Below are 19,942 nucleotides of genomic sequence, written 5' to 3' on the forward strand. Positions count from 1 at the left end.
CGTCCATGGTCGAAAGCCCGGGCCGGATCACCCTCTGGGGCATAGAGGTGTTCATGGCCGCCGCCGACGAACGCTCGATTTCCGCCGCCGCCCGGCGTCTCGGGGCCAGCCCCTCGGCGGTCAGCCAGCAACTCACCAACCTCGAAGGCGCGGTCGGGGCCACCCTGCTGCAACGCAACGCGCGGCCCATCCGCCTGACCCCTGCCGGCGAGATCATGCACCGCCGGGCGCAGGTCATTCTCAACGAGGCCGCACAGGCGCGCGCCGAACTCGCGATGTCGCATCTCTCGACGCTGACCCGCTTTCGCCTCGGCATGATCGAGGATCTCGAGGCGGATGTGACGCCGCAACTCCTCACCCACATGGCCGGAGAATTGAAGGGCTGCCAGTTCCTGCTGGAAACCGGGGCGAGCCATCATCTCTACGATCAGCTTGACGCCCGCTCGCTCGATATCATCGTCGCCGCCGAACTGGGCGACGCTGCCGACTGGACCGAGGTGCACCCGGTGCTGCGCGAAGGCTTCGCCGTGGTCGCCCCGCGCGGCGTGATCAAGCCCGACCGCGACGTGCTGCGGCAACTCAAACGCCTGCCGCTCATCCAATACACGCAGCGCCATTACATGGGGCGGCTGATCTCGTCGCATCTCGCGCGGGAAAATCTCAGCCTGCCACACCGGTTCGAGCTGGACAGCTATCATTCCATCCTCGCCCTCGTCGGACAGGGCACCGGCTGGTCGATCCTGACGCCCCTGGCCCTGATGCGCGCGCGCCGCTTCGCCGATCAGATCGACGTGCTGGAACTGCCCATGGCCCCGCTCACCCGCACCATCAGCGTGATCGCGCGCAAGGGCATATTGCAGGACATGCCCGAAACGCTGGCCGCAAAACTCAAGCCGATCCTGCAGGAGACGATCGTCGATCCGGCGATCCGGCAGCACCCGTTTCTGGCCAAGGGCATCACCCTATTCTGACCCGCGCCGCGCGGCAAAGAACGCCCTGAGCAGCGCCTCGGCCTCGCGCCCGCCGATACCGTCATAGACCTCCGGCACATGGTGGCATTGCGGATGCGCAAAGACCCGCGCGCCCTGCGCCACGCCACCCGATTTCGGATCATCCGCACCATAATAGAGCCGCTTGATCCGCGCCGCGGCGATGGCGCTCGCGCACATCGCGCAAGGCTCCAGCGTAACGTAGAGATCGTGCCCCACCAGCCGCTCCGAGCCGAGCGCGGCACAGGCGGCGCGGATCGCGAGGATCTCCGCATGCGCCGTGGGATCGCTGAGCTCGCGCGTGCGATTGCCCGCCCGGGACACGATTGCACCCGACGGGTCCACCACCACCGCGCCCACCGGCACCTCGCCCCGCGCGGCGGCGGCGCGGGCCTCGGTCAGGGCGGTGTCCATGTGGCTGCGGAATGTCATGACCTGTCTCTGCCCCGCGATCCGCGCTTTCGCAAGCCCCCGCTTTGCGCTATGCGCGTGATCCATGAGCACCAACACCCCTCCCGGCGACCGCATCGCCAAGGTCATCGCCCGCGCAGGCCGCGCCAGCCGCCGCGAGGCCGAGCGCCTGATCGAGGCCGGCCGCGTCACCGTGAACGGGCAAAAGATCACCTCGCCCGCGCTCAACGTCACGCCAACGGACAAGATCGTGGTCGATGGCCGCGCCCTTGCGGCCCCTGAACCTGCGCGCCTCTGGCTCTATCACAAGCCTGTGGGCCGCGTGACCACCACCCGCGACGAGCAGGGCCGCCCCACGATCTACGACGATCTGCCCGAGGACATGCCGCGGGTGATGAGCATCGGGCGGCTCGATCTCAATTCCGAGGGTCTGTTGTTGCTGACCAATGACGGCGAGTTGAAGCGCAAGCTGGAATTGCCCTCGACCGGCTGGCTGCGCCGCTACCGCACCCGCGTCAACGGGCGGCCCACCGATGCCACCTTCGATCCGCTGCGCAAGGGGCTGGTGATCGAGGGCGAGAAATTCCAGCCGATGACGGTAACGCTCGACCGCCAGCAGGGGGCCAATGCCTGGGTCTCCGTATCGATCCGCGAGGGCAAGAACCGCGAGGTGCGCCGCGCGATGGAGGCGGTGGGCCTCGTCGTCAACCGCCTGATCCGCCTGTCCTACGGGCCGTTCCAGCTGGGTCAGCTGAAACCCGGCGCGGTCGAGGAAATCCGCCCCCGCGTGCTGCGCGACCAGTTGGGAATGAAGGATGAGGACGCGCCGCAGGAGGCCAAGCCAAAGCCCAAACCGCAGCGTCGCCGCCGCTGACGGCTTCATCTTGCCGAAAGTATTCCGGGGGCGTGGGGGCAGCGCCCCCATTCCGCACTCAGATACTGATCGCCGTCATCACTTCGGGCTCGATCACATCGACACCGGGCAATGCCTTGACCAGCTCCTCCGCCGATTGCTCCAAGATCGGGAAAGTCTTGTAGTGACACGGGATCACGGTCTTGAAGTCGAAGAATTTCTTCGCCGCATAGCCCGCTCGGCGCATATCCATGGTGAAATGCCCGCCCGCGCATAAGATCCCAATATCGGGCTGATGCAGGTCGTGGAACACGCCCATATCGGCCATCACGTCGGTATCGCCCGAGACATAGATCACATGCCCTTCGCCCGCGATCATGAAGCCACATTCGCTGCCCGGCACATGCGGCCCCGCATCGGTCCCAAAGCTGGTCGAGTGGGTGGCATGCACCATTGTCACCTTGACGCCCTCCAGATCGACCGTGCCGCCCTTGTTGAAGCCGACCGTCTCGATCTGCTCGGCCTGCTCCCAATGCGCCATCAGGTCGAACTGGCCGACCACCGGCACGCCCAGCTTTTTCGCCAGCGGCAAAACGTCGGTCACGTGATCGAAATGGGCATGCGTCAACAGGATATGCGTGGCCCCCCTGGTTGCGTCCTCGTGGCTGTCCTCGGGCAGCATCGGGTTGCCGTTCAGCCACGGGTCAAGCAGCAGCACCTGACCGCCGATCTCGATCCGGAAAGAGCTGTGTCCGAGCCAGATGATATTCATGCGTCGTCTCCCCTCTTGCGATTTGACGCGACTGTAGCAAGCCTGCGTCCAGAATAAAGGGGGTGCGGGCCACGCCTCCGTCTTGCACCCATATCGCGCGGGCGCTAAACGCGGGGGCAACCGGACAAGAGGAGTGGCTCATGTCGATCGATCTGGAAACCGCGGCCAAGGTGGCCAAGCTGGCGCGCATCCGCGTGGACGAGGACGCGCTGCCTGCGCTGGCAGAGGAATTCAACACCATCCTCGGCTTTATCGAGCAATTGGGCGAGGTGGATGTGACGGGTGTCGAGCCGATGACCTCCGTCACTCCGCAGCGCCTGAAGCGCCGCGAGGACGTGGTGACCGAGGGCGATCAGCAGGACAAGATCCTGTCGAACGCGCCCGATGCGCGCGAGGGCTTCTTTGCCGTGCCGAAGGTGGTTGAATAATGACCGATCTCAACAAACTGACCATTTCTGATGCCCGCGATGCGCTGCGCAAGGGCGATGTGACCAGCGTGGAATTGACCGAAGCGTGCTTGACGGCGGTGCAGGGGGCTGGCGCGCTCAACGCCTTTGTCCATGACACACCGGACCTGGCGCGCGCACAGGCGCAGGCGGCGGATGCGCGGATCGCGCAGGGCGATGCCCCCGCGATGTGCGGCATTCCTCTGGGCATCAAGGATCTCTTCTGCACGCGCGGCGTGCCCTCACAGGCCGCGAGCCGCATTCTGGACGGCTTCAAGCCGGAATACGAATCGACCGTCACGCAGAACCTCTTTGACGCCGGTGCGGTCATGCTGGGCAAGCTCAACATGGACGAATTCGCCATGGGCTCGTCCAACGAGACCTCCTGCTACGGCAACGTCGTCAACCCGTGGCGGCGCGGCAATGACGAGGCACAGCTGACCCCCGGCGGCTCCTCCGGTGGCTCGGCCAGCGCCGTGGCGGCAGACCTCTGCCTTGCCGCGACCGGCACCGATACCGGCGGCTCAATCCGCCAGCCTGCGGCCTTCACCGGCATCACCGGCATCAAACCCACCTACGGGCGCTGCTCGCGCTGGGGGATCGTGGCCTTTGCCTCGTCGCTCGATCAGGCCGGGCCGATGACCAAGACGGTGCGCGACAGCGCCATCATGCTGGGCGCGATGTGCGGCCATGACCCCAAAGACAGCACCTCGGCCGATATCCCCGTGCCTGATTTCGAGTCGATGCTGACCGGCGACATCAAGGGCAAGGTGATCGGTATCCCCAAGGAATACCGCATGGACGGTATGCCCGACGAGATCGAGAAACTCTGGGCCGAGGGCACCGCGATGCTCAAGGACGCAGGGGCCGAGATCCGCGACATTTCCCTGCCGCATACCAAATACGCCCTGCCTGCCTATTACGTGATCGCCCCCGCCGAGGCATCCTCGAACCTCGCGCGCTATGACGGGGTGCGCTATGGCCACCGGGCAAAATTGGCGCAGGGCGATGGCATCACCGAGATGTACGAAAAAACCCGCGCCGAGGGCTTCGGCCACGAGGTGCAGCGCCGGGTCATGGTCGGTACCTACGTGCTGTCGGCCGGGTTCTACGACGCCTATTACAACCGCGCCCGCAAGGTCCGCACCCTGATCAAGCGCGACTTTGAAGAGGTCTTCGCCGCAGGCATCGACGCCATCCTGACACCGGCCACGCCAAGCGCGGCCTTCGGTCTGGGCGAGATGACCGATGCCGACCCGGTGCAGATGTATCTCAACGACGTCTTTACAGTGACCGTCAACCTTGCCGGTCTGCCGGGCATCGCGGTGCCTGCGGGCACCGACAAGCAGGGCCTGCCGCTCGGGCTGCAACTGATCGGGCGGCCCTGGGAAGAGGGCGATCTGCTCAACACCGCCTATGCGCTGGAACAGTCGGCGGGCTTTGTGGCCAAGCCCGCGAAATGGTGGTAAACGCCCCGACAAAAGGGCACATGGCAGGATAACAATGATGCGGATCGCATTTGCAGTGGTGACGATGGCGATGCTTGGGGCCTGTGCCCCGGCGGTCCCTGACAGCGGCGCGGGCGTCGGCTTCAAGGATTACAACGACTATCAGCGCGAGAAAGAGGCGCGCGAGGCGGCGCTCGCGGGCAATGCCCTGCCCGCGCCCGATGCGGTCTCGTCCGAGCCGCTCGACGCCACCGGGCAGGCGACCGGGGACAGCGAGGCAGAGCGTCTCGCGGCGGAAACCGAAGCCGCACTTGCCGCGTCCAATTCCGGCGAGGCGCCGCTTCAGGCCAGCCCGTCGAACCCGCCACCGGTGCTCAATTCGGCCGGTATCTCGCAGGAAAACGATTTCGACGCCGTCGGCTCGGAGCGGTCGATCGAGGAAGATGCGGCCCGTATCGCACGCAACCGCGAGCAATATCAGGTCATTCAGCCCGAAGCGATCGGCACTCGCCCCGGCGATGTCGGCCCCAATATCGTGGCCTACGCACTGGCCAACAGCCACCCCGTGGGCACGCAGATCTACAGTCGGGGTGGCTTCAACGCCGAAAGCAAGTTCCGCCGCAACTGCGCCCAGTACCCGTCCTCGGATCAGGCACAGATCGACTTTCTGCGCCGGGGCGGGCCAGAGCGTGACCGCCTCGGCCTTGACCCCGATGGCGACGGCTATGCCTGCGACTGGGACCCGAGCCCGTTCCAGACCGCGGTCGGCGGCTGAGACGCAGCTTGCGGTGATCCCCCACCCCTCACCCAATGTCGGGCCGCGCCGGAATGGCGCAACGGCTGACATGATCGTTCTGCATTACACCGCGATGGCGACGCCAGAGGCGGCGCTGCAACGGCTATGTGACGCGCAGACAGAGGTCTCCGCGCACTATCTGATCTGCGAGCGGGGCCGCATCTGGCACATGGTCGATGAAGAAATGCGCGCCTGGCACGCGGGGGTCGGTCAATGGGGCGATGTCAGCGACGTCAATTCCCGCTCCATCGGGATCGAGCTGGCCAATACCGGCGCGCACCCGTTCCCTGCCCCGCAGATGGCGGCGCTGGAACGGCTCATGACGGACATCATGCAGCGCTGGCAGATCGTGCCCGCGCGGGTGATCGCCCATTCCGACATGGCCCCGGCCCGCAAGTCCGATCCGGGGCCGCGTTTTGACTGGCGCGGGCTGGCGCGGTCGGGGCTCTCGGTCTGGCCCGGGACGTCTGCACCGGGCGGCGTCTCGGAGGCGGATTTCCTGCGCGACGCCGAACGCTTCGGCTACGCCTTGCGCGACGACGTAACGGCCGACGACATCCTGCGCGCCTTCCGCCTGCGCTTTCGCCCCCACGCCACCGGGCCGCTTGGCGCCGAGGATTGCGCGATGATCGCCGATCTCGCCCGTCGCTTCCCCGTTGACCGGAACCCCGCGACCGCCTAAGTCGAACCTCGCGCGGAGGGCCGGATGGCCGCGGTGCCCCGCAAGGGGTGTCGAGGAAAGTCCGGACTCCACAAGACAACGGTGCCGGGTAACGCCCGGCCGGGGAAACCCGAGGGAAAGCGCCACAGAAAACAGACTGCCCCGGAGCGATCCGTGGTCAAGGTGAAACGGTGGGGTAAGAGCCCACCGCGGGACGGGCAACCGGACCGGCACGGCAAGCCCCACCGGGAGCAATGCCAAATAGGGACCGCACGCGGGGACCGGTCGGGCAACCGAAACCGCCCGCAGGCACGTCTTGGCCCGGCGGTCCGGGTTGGCAGCTTGAGGCGCGCGGGTAATCGCGCGTCCAGATGAATGGTCATCCAAGGGGGCAACCCCTGGACAGAATCCGGCTTACAGGCCCTCCGCGCACCCTTTTCATTTTCCGCCCAAGGGCTACAAACGAGGCATGCCTTATGAATGGAGCACCCCGCCACGCGGGGCAGACCCAGATATCAGCCTTTCGCTCTGGCCGCACCGGTCCCTGCCGCGCCGGGGCTTTGCCGCGTTCGTGCTGGGCACCTTCACACTGATCACCATCCCGCTTTATCCGCTTCTGGGAACGGTGGTGCTCTGGGGGCTGTTGCCCTTCATGCTGGCGGCTGTGGGCGGCATCTGGTGGGCGCTGGAGCACAGCTATCGCAGCGCGCGGGTGACCGAGGAATTGGTCATCTCCCCGGACGAGGTGCACCTCACCCGCACCAATCCGCGCGGCGACGTGCAGGAATGGGACTGCAACCGCTACTGGGCACGGGTGCAGATGCACCCCAAGGGCGGCCCGGTCGAGCATTACATCACCCTCAAGGGCAGCGACCGCGAGGTCGAGATCGGCGCGTTCCTGTCCGAGGACGAGCGCAAGGCGCTTTACGGCGAGTTGAGCGACGCGCTACGCCCACCATCGCCGATGGCGGGATAGACGCGCCACGCCTTGTCGCTCAGAACGCAGGGCGCAGCACGTGCCCGGCATAGATCTGCGCCAGCTTCTCCACCGCCTGTTCAGGCGGCAATTCCTCGCTTTCACCGGTGCGACGGCTGGTCAGTTCTACCACCCCGTTCTTGAGGCCGCGCGGCCCCACCGTGATCCGCCACGGCAGCCCGATCAGGTCCATCGTCGCGAACTTGCCGCCTGCCCGCTCGTCGCGGTCGTCGTAAAGCGGCTCCAGCCCCAGCGCCGTGAGCGATGCGTAAAGCGCTTCACAGGCGGCATCCGCCTCGGCGTCGCCCTGCTTGAGATTGACGATCCCGGCATGGAACGGCGTCACGCCCTCGGGCCAAATGATGCCGCGCTCGTCATGGCTCGCCTCGATGATCGCACCCACGAGGCGGCTCACCCCGATACCGTGGCTGCCCATATGCACCGGCACGGACTTGCCGTCCGGGCCCTGCACCGTGGCGCCCATCGGCTCGGAATACTTGGTGCCGAAGTAAAAGATCTGCCCCACCTCGATGCCCCGGCTCGACCGGCGACGCGCCTCGGGGATGGCGTTGAATTTCGCCTCGTCATGGGTCTCGTCGGTGCGGGCATAGGGCGTCGTCCATTCGGTGACGATGGCCTCGCATTCGGCGCGGCTGTCGTAATCGACCACGCGCTCGCCCAGCTTCAGATCGGTGATCGCACTGTCATAGAACACCTCCGACTCGCCGGTTTCGGCCAGCACCAGAAATTCATGCGTGTCGTCGCCGCCAATGGGGCCGCTATCGGCGCGCATCGGGATCGCCTGCAGCCCCATCCGCTCATAGGTGCGCAGGTAGCTGACCATGTGGCGGTTATAGGCGTGCAGCGCGTCCTCTTTCGTCAGGTCGAAATTATATCCGTCCTTCATGAAGAACTCGCGCCCGCGCATCACGCCAAAGCGTGGCCGCACCTCGTCGCGGAATTTCCACTGGATATGGTAGAGCGTCAGCGGCAGGTCCTTGTAGCTGCCCACATGGGCGCGGAAAATATCGGTGATCAGCTCTTCGTTGGTGGGGCCATAGAGCATGTCGCGCCCGTGCCGGTCGGTGATGCGCAGCATCTCGGCCCCGTAATCGTCATAGCGCCCGCTCTCGCGCCACAGGTCGGCCGATTGCAGGGTCGGCATCAGCATCGGCACATGACCCGCGCGCACCTGCTCTTCGTGGACGATGTTTTCCAGCTTGCGCAACACCTTGAAGCCCAAGGGCAGCCAGGAATAAATCCCGGCGGTCGCCTGCTTGATCATCCCGGCGCGCAACATCAGCCGGTGGCTGGCGATCTGCGCCTCCGAAGGCGTTTCCTTGAGGACGGGCAGAAAATATCGGCTGAGACGCATGTTTGGAGTTCCTCGGTCAAACGGTGTCAAGGCGCGGTCTAAGGCATTAATCCGGAACGGGCAACCGACCGGTTTGTGGCGCGAATTCGGCGGCCATCGGCGCGCTATGAGTGACGAAAAGGATACCCGGCCCCGCCTCAGTCAAGAGTATTGCTTCAATACGGGCGTGGGTCATGTTCGGCTCAGTCTCCCTGCGATGCCTCGGAGAGTTTCCGCAACCCTCTTTTCCCTACGGTGGCCTCGAGCCCATCGGGCCCTGCTTTAACAGATGCAGACATGCCGAGAAGGGCAGCAAGCGCTTGAGATGCTTCATCAACCCCATGTCGTCCTCGGTCGCCTTGAAACATGCCTTCGGTTACATTTCGCATCCAGCTTTCAGGAACATTTTCGACACCGTGTTCCTTGGTCATTTCTAAGTAGGCCTCCATAATCCAAGAAGCCCGGGTCATGTCGTGCCCGAAGCGTTGTATCTCGATGGCATCCCTCAAGTCCTGAGTGTAGAAATGACGCAGCCACTGCACGGCAGCCGCAAATGAACCCAGTGCCAGAATCGAGAGGCCAATAGGCTTCAAGATAACTGTCCATATCTGGAACGACGTCGCGCCCTCTGGCAATGTATCAGGCGTCATGGACTCAAGTGCGAACGCTGCTGCGACAATGCCGCCCATGCCGAGGGTCAAGAAAATCATCCACCGCATGGCAATAATAGACATTGATGCCGAAGGAGCCTTGGTTCGATCTTTAAGGTCCTCCAGCAGCTTATTGAATATTTGCCGACGCGCGTCCTTGTAGCTCTTAATTAAGAGCTCTGCCTCCCGGTCAGCCAGTTCCTTTTCGCGCTCATCAAGCATTGTGGACTTGTCCTCAATTTCGCCCTGTGCAGCTTCAAGAAGACGCTTTCTTTCTCCCTCGTTTTCTTTGCGAAGTCGCTCTCGTTCTTTATCGTTGTGCTCCTGCTCCTTTGCACGTTGGTCCGCCAAGGTTTGAAAAGCCGTCTCAAGTCCTTGAGTGAAGCTGCGGAACGACGTATCGATGTTTGCCACGAAGTTAGTCAGTTGACCTACCTCTGCTCCCGGATCATTGGCTGCTGGTGCAAGAGCATCCGTCAAAACCCCATGTGCGCCTAAAAGAGCAGCACGCCCTCTTCCGTCCCGCCATGATGCTTCGGCAGCGCCAGTTGACTCCTGAGGAATCTCAAAGATGTCCAACTCACCTTCATCACCCCGACGGATTAAAAACGGCTTTCTTGATTCCTGTCTTTTCTCATCGTGTGTTTGTAGCGTAAGCGTTGCCCTTACTATGGTATACTTGCCGGATTCCGGCTCACCTTCCTCAAAGGACAAGGCTCCTACCAATGGAGGCCCGGCAAAGGAAAGCGTGGCGGAGACTTCATTTCCTTTCAGACCGTCTGCCCGAGCCGCTTGCTCTGCGCGCTCCTTTCCCCGAATTAGGAGATCATAAAGCGCACGATCATCTAATCTGCGTATTCTGTATGTGTTCGCCGCCATAGAAATTCCTCGCAAGCTCGTCGGGATCTATCCAATCCCAATTGGATTGTTCCCCGCAAACAGGTTTGCGCGCTTCTTGCTGTAACTCAAGCGCTTTACAGAACGAGCAGCGAGCATGCACTTTCCTTTATCCCCGTTGGAGCCCTCTGGGACCACTCAGCCAAGGGCGCAGGTGGCAAGCCGATCCCGAGGGGTATGTGCCGCCGCCCGCGCCGGTGGACTGACCGCCCCCTATGCACATCATCCCCGCCAAGGCGGGTTTCTCCTTGATCCAAGGGATCCTCGGGTCGGGGCCCGAAGATGACGGACGCCAAGTGTTACACGCACCAGCGTGTGGCGAGATTGGAGAGCACTTGAAACCCACCGGACAAACGGCGATGTAAGTGCTGGAATATGCGAGAGGCGCATCATGGCATTGCCAGTCAGGGAACAGGCGAAATACTGGGGCATCGCCACGGCGGTGTTCATCCTGCTGCTGTGGTTTCTGGGCAATGTGATCCTGCCCTTCGTGATCGGCGGGGCGCTGGCCTATTTCCTCGATCCCGTCGCCGACCGGCTGGAGCGGATGGGGCTGAGCCGTATGGCGGCGGTCGTGGTGATCACGCTGGTGGCCATTCTGCTCTTTACCCTCGCCCTGCTGCTGGTGATCCCGACGCTGGTCAACCAGGCCATTGCCCTCTTCGAGACCGCGCCGCAACTGGCCCGCGACCTTCGGGATTTCCTGAGCACGCATGTCCCGTCGCTGTTCGATCCCGGCTCGGCCGCGCATCAGACGCTCACGTCCTTTGGCGAGACGATCCGCGACCGGGGCGGAGAGGTGTTGCAAACCGCACTTAGCTCCGCCGCCTCGCTGCTCAATATCGTGGTGCTGCTGGTGGTGGCCCCGGTGGTCGCGGTCTATCTGCTCTATGACTGGGACCGCATGATCGCGAAAATCGACGACCTGCTGCCGCGCGATCATGCCCCGGTGATCCGCCGCCTTGCCGGTCAGATCGACGACACGCTGGCCAGCTTCATCCGCGGCATGGGCACGGTCTGCCTGATCCTCGGCACCTATTACGCGGTGGCGCTGATGCTGGTGGGGCTGCAATTCGGCCTCGTGGTGGGGGCGCTGGCAGGGCTGGTGACGTTCATTCCTTACGTCGGGGCGATCCTCGGCGGCGCGCTGGCGCTCGGCCTCGCGCTCTTCCAGTTCTGGGGCGACTGGGTCAGCATCGGGCTGGTCGCCGCGATCTTCGTCTCCGGTCAGGTGATCGAGGGCAATTTCCTCACGCCCAAGCTGGTCGGCTCCTCGGTCGGGCTGCACCCGGTCTGGCTGATCTTTGCACTGTCGGCCTTCGGCACGCTCTTCGGCTTTGTCGGCATGCTGGTGGCGGTGCCGGTGGCGGCGGCACTCGGGGTGATCACCCGCTTCGTGCTTGACCAGTACAAGGTGAGCCGCCTCTATCGCGGCCTCGACAGCCAAGGCGACGAGTGATGGCCCAACAGTTGAGCTTTGATCTGCCCGTGCGCCCGGCACTGGGGCGCGAGGATTTCTTCGTCTCGCCCGCCAATGCCGAGGCCGTCGCGATGATTGAGGGCTGGCAGGGCTGGCCCTCGCGCAAGCTGATCCTCGCCGGGCCTACAGGCGCGGGCAAGACCCACCTCACCCATGTCTGGGCGGCGCTCTCGGGCGGGCGCATCATCGGCGCGCATGACCTGCCCGCGGCCGATATCCCCACCCTCGCCCAAGGCCCCGTCGCGGTCGAGGACGCCCATCTGATCGCCGGTGACCGCGCCGCCGAAGACGCGCTCTTTCACCTGCACAACCTGACCCTCGCCGAAGGGCATGCGCTGCTTGTCACGGCGCGCACCGCGCCGCATCTGTGGGGCCTCACCCTGCCCGACCTTGCCAGCCGCATGCAGGGCACGCTCCTGACCGAGTTGCGCGCACCCGACGATGCGCTGCTCTCGGCGGTGCTGATGAAGCTCTTTGCCGACCGTCAGCTCAGCCCCAGCCCCGACACCATCCCCTATCTCGCCCGCCGCATCGAGCGATCCTTCGAGGCAGCCCGCGACATCGTCGAGGCGCTGGACGCGCAGGCACTTGCCGACGCCCGGCCCATCACCCGCAGTCTTGCCGCACGGGTGCTGGACAATCCCGGTGAATAGCGCCACCTTGCGTCACCCAACCGTTACATGCCAACGCCATAAGGCCGCCATGACAAACGCAGATTTTCTCAAATCCCCCGCTCCCGAGCCGGTCGACCTGCCCGATCTCGACGTCACCGGCCCCGGTCGGTTCTTCAACCGCGAACTCAGCTGGCTGGGCTTCAACTGGCGCGTTCTGGAAGAGGCGCAGAACCCCCGTGTGCCGCTGCTGGAGCGCCTGCGCTTCCTGTCGATTTCCGCGACCAACCTTGACGAATTCTACAATGTGCGCGTCGCCGGTCTGCGCGAACTGGCCAAGGCGGGCAACACGACGCCCGCCGCCGACGGGCTGACCCCCGCAGAGCAACTCGTGCTGATCAACGACAACGCACGCGGCCTGCTGGAGGCGCAGCAAGACACCTACGAGGCGCTGCGCGTCGAGATGGAGGCCGAGAACATCGCGATTCTCGATCACACCTCGCTCAGCGACGCCGACAAGGACGTGCTGGCCGACGTGTTCCTGCACAAGGTCTTTCCGGTGCTCTCGCCGCTTGCCATCGACCCGGCCCATCCGTTCCCGTTCATCCCCAATCTGGGCTATAGCCTGGCATTGCAACTTGAACGCAAATCCGACAAGCGCCCGTTGCAGGCGCTGCTGCCGATCCCGCAGCAGATTGACCGATTCGTCGCCCTGCCCGCCCCCGAGGGAGAATTCCGCGTCCTGCCGCTCGAGGAATTGCTGCTCCTGCATCTCTCCAGCCTCTTTCCGGGCTACAAGTACAAGGGGCACTGCGCCTTCCGCGTATTGCGCGACAGCGATCTCGAAGTCGAGGACGAAGCCGAAGACCTGGTGCGCGAATTCGAGGTGGCGCTGAAGCGCCGCCGCCGGGGCGAGGTTGTTCGCATGAAGATCTCCGCCGGGGCACCCGAAGCCCTGCGCGCGGTCATCATGGAGGAATTGCACGTCATCCCCGACGAGGTGGTCGAGGTCGAGGGCATGATCGGTCTCGCCGATCTCAAGGAACTGGTGCTCGACGCCCGCCCCGACCTGCTGTGGCCCTCGTTCACGCCGCGCGTGCCCGAACGGGTGCAGGACCATGACGGCGACATGTTCGCCGCGATCCGGCAAAAGGACATGCTGCTGCATCACCCCTACGAAACCTTCGACATGGTGGTGCGCTTCCTGCAACAGGCGGCGCGCGACCCGGACGTGGTGGCGATCAAGCAGACGCTCTACCGCACCTCGCGCAACTCGCCCATCGTCGAGGCGCTGTGCGAGGCCGCCGAGGACGGCAAATCCGTCACCGCGCTGGTGGAACTCAAGGCCCGCTTCGACGAGGCCGCGAATATCCGGCAATCCCGGCGGCTGGAACGGGCGGGTGCGCATGTGGTCTACGGCTTTCTCGACCTCAAGACTCATGCCAAGATTTCAACCGTGGTCCGCCGCGAGGGCGACAACCTCGTCACCTACACGCATTACGGCACCGGCAACTATCACCCGATCACCGCGCGCATCTATACCGATCTGAGCTTTTTCACCTGCGACGCCACCCTCGGACGGGATGCCACCAAGGTGTTCAACTACCTTTCGGGCTACGCGCAGCCCGACAGCCTCGAAAATCTGGCGATCTCGCCCACCACGCTCAAACCCCGCCTGATCGACCTGATCGGCAAGGAAGCCGAGCACGCCCGCGCCGGGCGTCCGGCAGCGATCTGGGCCAAGATGAATTCGCTGATCGAACCGGATGTGATCGACGCGCTCTATGCCGCCTCCGAGGCGGGGGTCAAGATCGACCTCGTGGTGCGCGGCATCTGCGGGCTGCGCCCCGGCATCAAGGGCCTGTCCTCGAACATCCGCGTCAAATCCATTGTCGGGCGTTTTCTGGAGCATTCGCGCATCGTTTGCTATGGCAACGGCGCAGGGCTGCCCTCCAAGAAAGCGCGGGTCTTCATCTCGTCCGCCGACTGGATGGGGCGCAACCTCAACCGCCGCGTGGAAACGCTGGTCGAAATCGAAAACCCCACCGTCAAGGCACAGATCGTCAGTCAGGTGATGGCCGCCAACATGGCCGATGTCGCCCAAAGCTGGGTGATGGCACCAGACGGCACGTTTTCACGCATGGTCAAGCCCGAAGGCGAATTCGCCTTCAACTGCCACCGCTTCTTCATGGAGAACCCGTCCCTGTCGGGCCGTGGCTCGGCGGGCGCGTCGGATGTGCCGAAACTCACCCATACCGGTGATTGACCCGCGCGCGCCCCTGTCGCATAGAGGGGGCGCACGAGACTGGGATTGAAATGGACGGCACCAACGATCCTGCGGAACCCGATGGCGGGCCCTTTGGCCGCCCGCTCTTCGACAGCGACACAGCCCGCGCGCTCAGCCGGGTGGGCGTGGTCGATGTAGGCTCCAACTCCGTCCGCCTCGTGGTGTTTGACGGCGCGGCGCGCAGCCCGGCCTATTTCTACAACGAAAAGATCATGTGCGCCCTCGGCTCCGGCATGTCCGAAACCGGGCGGCTCAACCCCGAGGGGCGCAAGCGCGCACTCGAGGCGCTGCGCCGGTTCCAGATGCTGGGCGAGGGGATGGATACCGGCCCGCTCGTCGCCGTCGCCACGGCGGCGGTGCGCGACGCCGAGGACGGGGCGGAGTTCTGCGCCGAGGTCGAACGCGAAACCGGCCTGAAACTCTGGGTCATCGACGGGCGCGAAGAGGCCCGGCTTTCGGCGCAGGGCGTGCTTCTGGGCTGGCCCGGCTCTTACGGTCTGGTGTGCGATATCGGCGGCTCGTCGATGGAACTTGCGGCGATCGACGGCGGCACGGTCGGCGCGCGCATCTCCTCGCCGCTTGGGCCGTTCAAGCTGGCCGATCTCAAAGGCGGCAAGAAGGCCCGCAAGACACACATCCAGAAGACGCTCGCCGCCATGCAGAAGGAACTGGGCGAACAGCGCAACCGCCTGTTTCTGGTCGGCGGCTCCTGGCGCGCGATTGCCAAGATCGACATGGCCCGGCGCGGCTATCCGCTCCACGTGCTGCACGAATACCGCATGCGCCCCGCCGATCTGCGCGCCACAATCAAGCATATCGAGAAAACCGATCTCGACATGCTGCGCAATGCGTCCGGCGTCTCATCAAGCCGTATCGCGCTGGTGCCGCTGGCCGCAGAGGTGCTGCGCGAGGTGCTCAAGACCTTCAAGCCGCGCGACATCGCCGTCTCCAGCTACGGCATCCGCGAGGGCCTGCTCTACGAGCAGATGCCGCAACTCCTGCGCGACCGCGACCCGCTGATCGAGGCCTGCCGCTTCGCCGAGCACAAGGACGCCCGCCTGCCGGGCTTCGGCAAGGTGATCTATCACTTCCTGCTGCCGCTCTTCAAATCCGCCAGCCCCGAACGCCGCCGCCTGATCCGCGCCGCCTGCCTCTTGCACGATGTCAGCTGGCGCGCCCATCCCGATTACCGCGGCGAGGTCTGTTTCGACAACGCCACCCGCGCCAACCTCGGCGGGCTCAAGCATTCCGAGCGCGTGTTCCTCGGCCTTGCCCTGCTGCACCGCTATTCCAACAAGCGCGAGAACAGCCGCTTTTCCGATCTCGACAGCCTGATTTCCGAGAAGGACAAGAATGACGCCGAAATCGTCGGCAAGGCGATGCGCTTCGCCGCGATGCTCTGGCTGAAAAAGAACGCGCGCTTGGGCGAGTTGCGCTGGTTCCCCAAGAAGAAGATGCTCGAACTGCACCTCTCCGACGAGGCCGCGCCGCTTTATGGCGAGGTGGCACGGTCGCGCTTCGCCGCACTTGCCTCGGCCCTCGGGGCCGAGGCCGTGGTGCGTTGACCGCGCACGCCCCTGCGTCACCTGCCCTCTTGCGCCGCCTCGCGCCGCCGCGTAAACCCCGCCCGGTAAAAACGGCTCAGGACAGTGCGCATGCCCGTTCTCGTGATGAAATTCGGCGGCACGTCCGTCGCCAATATCGACCGCATCCGCCGCGCCGCCAAACGCGTCGGCGTCGAGGTCGCCAAGGGCTATGACGTCATTGTCATCGTCTCGGCCATGTCCGGCAAGACCAACGAACTGGTCAACTGGGTGGGCGAGATTTCACCGCTCTACGATGCGCGCGAATACGACGCCGTGGTCAGCTCCGGCGAGAACGTGACCGCCGGGCTGATGGCGCTGACCTTGCAGGAAATGGACGTGCCCGCGCGCAGCTGGCAGGGCTGGCAGGTGCCGCTGAAAACCAACTCGTCGCATTCTTCCGCCCGGATCGAGGATATCCCGCCCGAGAACATCACCGCCAAGTTCAATGAGGGCATGCGCGTGGCCGTGGTTGCGGGCTTTCAGGGGATCAGCCCCGAGGGCCGCATCACCACGCTGGGGCGCGGCGGCTCCGACACCACCGCCGTGGCCTTTGCCGCGGCCTTCAACGCCGAACGCTGCGACATCTACACGGATGTCGACGGGGTCTACACCACCGACCCGCGCATCGCCTCCAAGGCCCGCAAACTCGACCGGATCGCCTTCGAGGAAATGCTGGAACTGGCCTCGCTCGGGGCCAAGGTGCTGCAAACCCGCTCGGTCGAACTGGCGATGCGCTATAACGTGAAACTGCGCGTGCTCAGCAGTTTCGAGGAACAAACGGATGAGGCCGGCACGCTTGTCTGCGCCGAGGAGGAAATCATGGAATCGAACGTCGTAAGCGGCATCGCCTATTCCCGGGACGAGGCAAAAATGACCCTCATCTCCGTGGCCGACCGGCCCGGCATCGCGGCGGCCATCTTCGGCCCGCTATCCGAGGCGGGGATCAACGTGGACATGATCGTGCAGAACATCTCGGAGGAGGGGCGCACCGACATGACCTTCTCCTGCCCCACCGATCAGGTCAAACGCGCCGAAAAGGCGCTGCACGCGGCCAAGGAGGCGGGCCAGATCAACTATCACGACCTGATCGCCGACACCGATGTCGCCAAGGTCTCGGCGGTGGGCATCGGCATGCGCAGCCAGTCGGGCGTCGCGGCGCGGATGTTCAAGACGCTGAGTGACGAAGGTGTGAACATCAAGGTCATTGCAACCTCCGAGATCAAGATTTCCGTTCTGATCGACCGGAAATACATGGAACTCGCGGTTCAGGCACTGCATGATGCCTTCGAGTTGGACAAATCGGCCTGAGTCTGCGCGCGGGTGATCGGCGCACCGGGCGGGCCAGCCCTGAAACGACCCCGGGGGACCGCCACCCATGAGCGACAGCTTCAAGACCGACAGCCGCCAGATGCTGGGCCGCCTGCGCGCGGTCATGGCCGAGGATGCGGGCGGGCAGACGCGGCTCGACCAGATCACCCGGCTGATCGCCGAGGAGATGCACACCGAGGTGTGCTCGATCTACCTTTTTCGCGACGAGGACACGCTTGAACTCTGCGCCACCGAAGGGCTCAAGGCCGAGGCGGTGCACCAGACCCGAATGAAGCTGGGCGAAGGTCTGGTCGGGCGCGTTGCGCGCGCGGGCGAGGTGATCAACACCGACAACGCCCCCGCCGCCAAGGGCTTTCGCTACATGCCCGAAACCGGGGAAGAGGCCTATTCCTCGTTCGCCGGGGTGCCGGTGCAACGGCTCGGCGAGAAACTGGGCGTTCTGGTGGTGCAGTCGAAACAGGCGCGGCTGTTCTCCGATGAAGAGATCTACGCGCTCGAAGTGGTGGCCATGGTGCTGGCGGAAATGGCCGAACTCGGGGCCTTCGTCGGCGAAGGTGCGGCAATGTCGGCACGCCACCAGCAGGCGGTGCTTTTTCGCGGCAGCTGCGGACAGGAAGGCGCGGCGCAGGGTCATGTCTGGCTGCATGAGCCGCGCGTCGTCGTGACCAACCCGATCGCCGAAGACCCCGCCCGCGAGCTCGAACGCCTGCACGAGGCGGTGGAGGCACTGCGCGTCGGCGTCGACCGGATGCTCAGTTCCGCCAGGGGCGGCGAGAAAGAACATCTCGACGTGCTCGAAGCCTATCGCATGTTTGCCAATTCCAAGGGCTGGATGCGCCGGATGGAGGGCAATATCGACAGTGGCCTGTCGGCCGAGGCAGCCGTGGAGAAGGAACAATCCGCCGCCCGTGCCCGGATGAGCCAGGTCAGCGACGCCTATCTGCGCGAGCGCCTCCACGATCTCGATGATCTCAGCAATCGCCTGCTGCGCATCCTCACCGGACAGGGCCACGAGACCGGCGCGGAAATGCCCGCCGATCCGATCCTCGTGGCACGCAATATCGGCCCCGCCGAACTTCTGGATTACGGGCGCGCGCTCAAGGGGATCGTGCTGGAGGACGGCGCGGTCGGCAGCCATGCCGCCATCGTCGCCCGCGCCCTTGCCATTCCGCTGATCATTCATGCCGCCCGCGTCACCACCGAGGCGCTCAACGGCGATCTGATCCTGGTCGACGGCGATCAGGGCATCGCCCATCTGCGCCCCGACGATTCGGTCGTCTCGGCGTTTCGCGACAAGATGGCGATGCAGGCACAGGCGCAGGAGCGCTACGCCTCGATCCGCGACAAGCCCGCCGAGACGCTCTGCGGCGCGCGTGTCAAGCTCAAGATGAATGCCGGTCTGATGGCCGATCTGCCCAGCCTCGAAAGCTCGGGGGCCGAGGGGGTGGGCCTCTTTCGGACCGAATTGCAATTCCTCATTCGCAACCATATGCCCAAGCGCGCCGAACTGTCGGAGCTGTACGCCCGCGTGATGGACGCGGCCAAGGACCAGCGCGTGGTGTTTCGCACGCTCGATATCGGCTCCGACAAGGTGCTGCCCTACATGAAGGCCACCGACGAGCCGAACCCCGCGATGGGCTGGCGCGCGATCCGGGTGGGTCTGGACAAACCCGGCGTCATGCGCATGCAGCTTCAGGCGCTCATCCGCGCCGCGCGGGGACGGCCGCTGACGATCATGTTCCCCTTCGTGGCGCAGCGCGACGAATTCACCGCCGCCCGCGCCGAGATGGAAAAGGCGCTGGAGCGCGAGCGCATTCTCGGCCATCCGATCCCCGAACTGATCGAAGTGGGCGCGATGCTGGAGACGCCTTCGCTCGCCTTTGCGCCCGACAGCTTTTACTCCGAGGTTGATTTCCTCTCGGTGGGCGGCAACGACCTCAAGCAGTTCTTCTTCGCCGCCGATCGCGAGAACGAGCGCGTGCGCCGCCGCTATGACACGCTCAACGTCAGCTTTCTCAACTTCCTCGAAGGCATCGTCTATCGCTGCGCCACGCTCGACACTCCGCTCAGTTTCTGCGGCGAGGACGCAGGCCGCCCGGTCGAGGCCGCCTGCCTCGCTGCCATAGGCTTTCGCACGCTTTCCATGCGTCCGGCCTCCATCGGCCCGGTCAAGAGCGTGCTGCGCCGCATCGACCTTGGCGAATTGCGCGACGTGATCCACGCCGAACGCAGCGCCGGCGCGCAAAGCGTGCGCCCCGCCGTAATGGAGTATCTGCGCGGGAAGTTGTGATGGGGGGTTGGTGCCTGCTGGATCGTGATGTGCGGTGGGAGTGGCCTGAAGCTGCCGTTGCCATCTAGTACCAATGCGCGGAATCAAGGTGCCGCAGGCACCGCCG

17 protein-coding genes and 1 other RNA gene are annotated in these 19,942 nt (G+C 64.7%); 14 read left to right on the forward strand and 4 right to left on the reverse strand.

Annotated features, from left to right (window positions below):
- Positions 1-5 precede the first annotated feature (5 nt).
- Positions 6-971 (forward strand): LysR family transcriptional regulator, encoded by a 966-nt coding sequence (locus tag RID11_RS09585; RefSeq protein WP_350138189.1) that lies wholly within the window; start codon positions 6-8, stop codon positions 969-971.
- Here the strand turns inward: RID11_RS09585 and RID11_RS09590 are convergent.
- Positions 963-1,421, reverse strand: coding sequence for a nucleoside deaminase (locus RID11_RS09590; RefSeq protein ID WP_350138191.1), 459 nt, complete (start codon positions 1,419-1,421; stop codon positions 963-965). The genes RID11_RS09585 and RID11_RS09590 overlap by 9 nt on opposite strands.
- A gap of 64 nt (positions 1,422-1,485) precedes the next feature.
- Here RID11_RS09590 and RID11_RS09595 point away from each other — a divergent pair, with 64 nt between their 5' ends.
- Positions 1,486-2,274 (forward strand): pseudouridine synthase, encoded by a 789-nt coding sequence (locus RID11_RS09595; protein ID WP_350138194.1) that lies wholly within the window; start codon positions 1,486-1,488, stop codon positions 2,272-2,274.
- A gap of 58 nt (positions 2,275-2,332) precedes the next feature.
- Here RID11_RS09595 and RID11_RS09600 read toward each other — a convergent pair whose 3' ends face one another.
- The gene (locus RID11_RS09600) at positions 2,333-3,025 is read right to left on the reverse strand and encodes a metal-dependent hydrolase (protein ID WP_350138197.1); all 693 of its coding nucleotides are present in this window, start codon (positions 3,023-3,025) and stop codon (positions 2,333-2,335) included.
- 140 nt (positions 3,026-3,165) lie between these two features.
- Here RID11_RS09600 and gatC point away from each other — a divergent pair, with 140 nt between their 5' ends.
- From gatC to RID11_RS09630, 6 genes are all read left to right on the forward strand, one after another.
- A complete protein-coding gene (gene gatC / locus RID11_RS09605) occupies positions 3,166-3,453 on the forward strand; it encodes an Asp-tRNA(Asn)/Glu-tRNA(Gln) amidotransferase subunit GatC (protein WP_350138199.1) in 288 nt (95 codons plus the stop codon).
- A complete protein-coding gene (gene gatA, locus RID11_RS09610) occupies positions 3,453-4,940 on the forward strand; it encodes an Asp-tRNA(Asn)/Glu-tRNA(Gln) amidotransferase subunit GatA (protein ID WP_350138202.1) in 1,488 nt (495 codons plus the stop codon). The genes gatC and gatA overlap by 1 nt, the downstream gene beginning before the upstream one ends.
- Before the next feature lie 37 nt (positions 4,941-4,977).
- Positions 4,978-5,694 carry a hypothetical protein gene (locus tag RID11_RS09615; protein ID WP_350138205.1) on the forward strand — a complete coding sequence of 239 codons (717 nt, stop codon included), beginning with the start codon at positions 4,978-4,980 and terminating at the stop codon, positions 5,692-5,694.
- A gap of 70 nt (positions 5,695-5,764) precedes the next feature.
- The gene (locus tag RID11_RS09620) at positions 5,765-6,397 is read left to right on the forward strand and encodes an N-acetylmuramoyl-L-alanine amidase (RefSeq protein ID WP_350138207.1); all 633 of its coding nucleotides are present in this window, start codon (positions 5,765-5,767) and stop codon (positions 6,395-6,397) included.
- A gap of 12 nt (positions 6,398-6,409) precedes the next feature.
- An RNA gene (rnpB, locus tag RID11_RS09625) (RNase P RNA component class A) lies at positions 6,410-6,809 on the forward strand.
- A 36-nt stretch (positions 6,810-6,845) separates the two neighbouring features.
- Positions 6,846-7,352, forward strand: coding sequence for a DUF2244 domain-containing protein (locus RID11_RS09630; protein ID WP_350138209.1), 507 nt, complete (start codon positions 6,846-6,848; stop codon positions 7,350-7,352).
- A 19-nt stretch (positions 7,353-7,371) separates the two neighbouring features.
- Here the strand turns inward: RID11_RS09630 and proS are convergent, their stop codons facing one another.
- Both proS and RID11_RS09640 read right to left on the reverse strand, forming a co-directional pair.
- Positions 7,372-8,727 carry a proline--tRNA ligase gene (gene proS / locus RID11_RS09635; protein ID WP_350138212.1) on the reverse strand — a complete coding sequence of 452 codons (1,356 nt, stop codon included), beginning with the start codon at positions 8,725-8,727 and terminating at the stop codon, positions 7,372-7,374.
- A 182-nt stretch (positions 8,728-8,909) separates the two neighbouring features.
- The gene (locus RID11_RS09640; protein WP_350138215.1) at positions 8,910-10,235 is read right to left on the reverse strand and encodes a hypothetical protein; all 1,326 of its coding nucleotides are present in this window, start codon (positions 10,233-10,235) and stop codon (positions 8,910-8,912) included.
- A 409-nt stretch (positions 10,236-10,644) separates the two neighbouring features.
- Between RID11_RS09640 and RID11_RS09645 the strand changes: the two genes are divergently transcribed.
- The 6 genes from RID11_RS09645 (at position 10,645) to ptsP (ending at position 19,836) form a co-directional block, all read left to right on the forward strand.
- Positions 10,645-11,712 carry an AI-2E family transporter gene (locus RID11_RS09645; RefSeq protein ID WP_350138217.1) on the forward strand — a complete coding sequence of 356 codons (1,068 nt, stop codon included), beginning with the start codon at positions 10,645-10,647 and terminating at the stop codon, positions 11,710-11,712.
- A complete protein-coding gene (locus tag RID11_RS09650) occupies positions 11,712-12,386 on the forward strand; it encodes a P-loop NTPase family protein (protein WP_350138220.1) in 675 nt (224 codons plus the stop codon). Before RID11_RS09645 ends, RID11_RS09650 begins: the two co-directional genes overlap by 1 nt.
- A 49-nt stretch (positions 12,387-12,435) precedes the next feature.
- Positions 12,436-14,610, forward strand: coding sequence for an RNA degradosome polyphosphate kinase (locus tag RID11_RS09655; RefSeq protein WP_350138222.1), 2,175 nt, complete (start codon positions 12,436-12,438; stop codon positions 14,608-14,610).
- A 50-nt stretch (positions 14,611-14,660) separates the two neighbouring features.
- The gene (locus tag RID11_RS09660) at positions 14,661-16,196 is read left to right on the forward strand and encodes a Ppx/GppA family phosphatase (RefSeq protein ID WP_350138225.1); all 1,536 of its coding nucleotides are present in this window, start codon (positions 14,661-14,663) and stop codon (positions 16,194-16,196) included.
- Positions 16,197-16,286: 90 nt separating this feature from the next.
- Positions 16,287-17,525, forward strand: coding sequence for an aspartate kinase (locus RID11_RS09665; protein WP_350138228.1), 1,239 nt, complete (start codon positions 16,287-16,289; stop codon positions 17,523-17,525).
- A gap of 67 nt (positions 17,526-17,592) precedes the next feature.
- A complete protein-coding gene (ptsP, locus tag RID11_RS09670) occupies positions 17,593-19,836 on the forward strand; it encodes a phosphoenolpyruvate--protein phosphotransferase (RefSeq protein ID WP_350138229.1) in 2,244 nt (747 codons plus the stop codon).
- Positions 19,837-19,942: the final 106 nt, after the last annotated feature.

It is taken from the genome of Roseovarius sp., assembly GCF_040219995.1.
GTDB lineage: Bacteria > Pseudomonadota > Alphaproteobacteria > Rhodobacterales > Rhodobacteraceae > Roseovarius.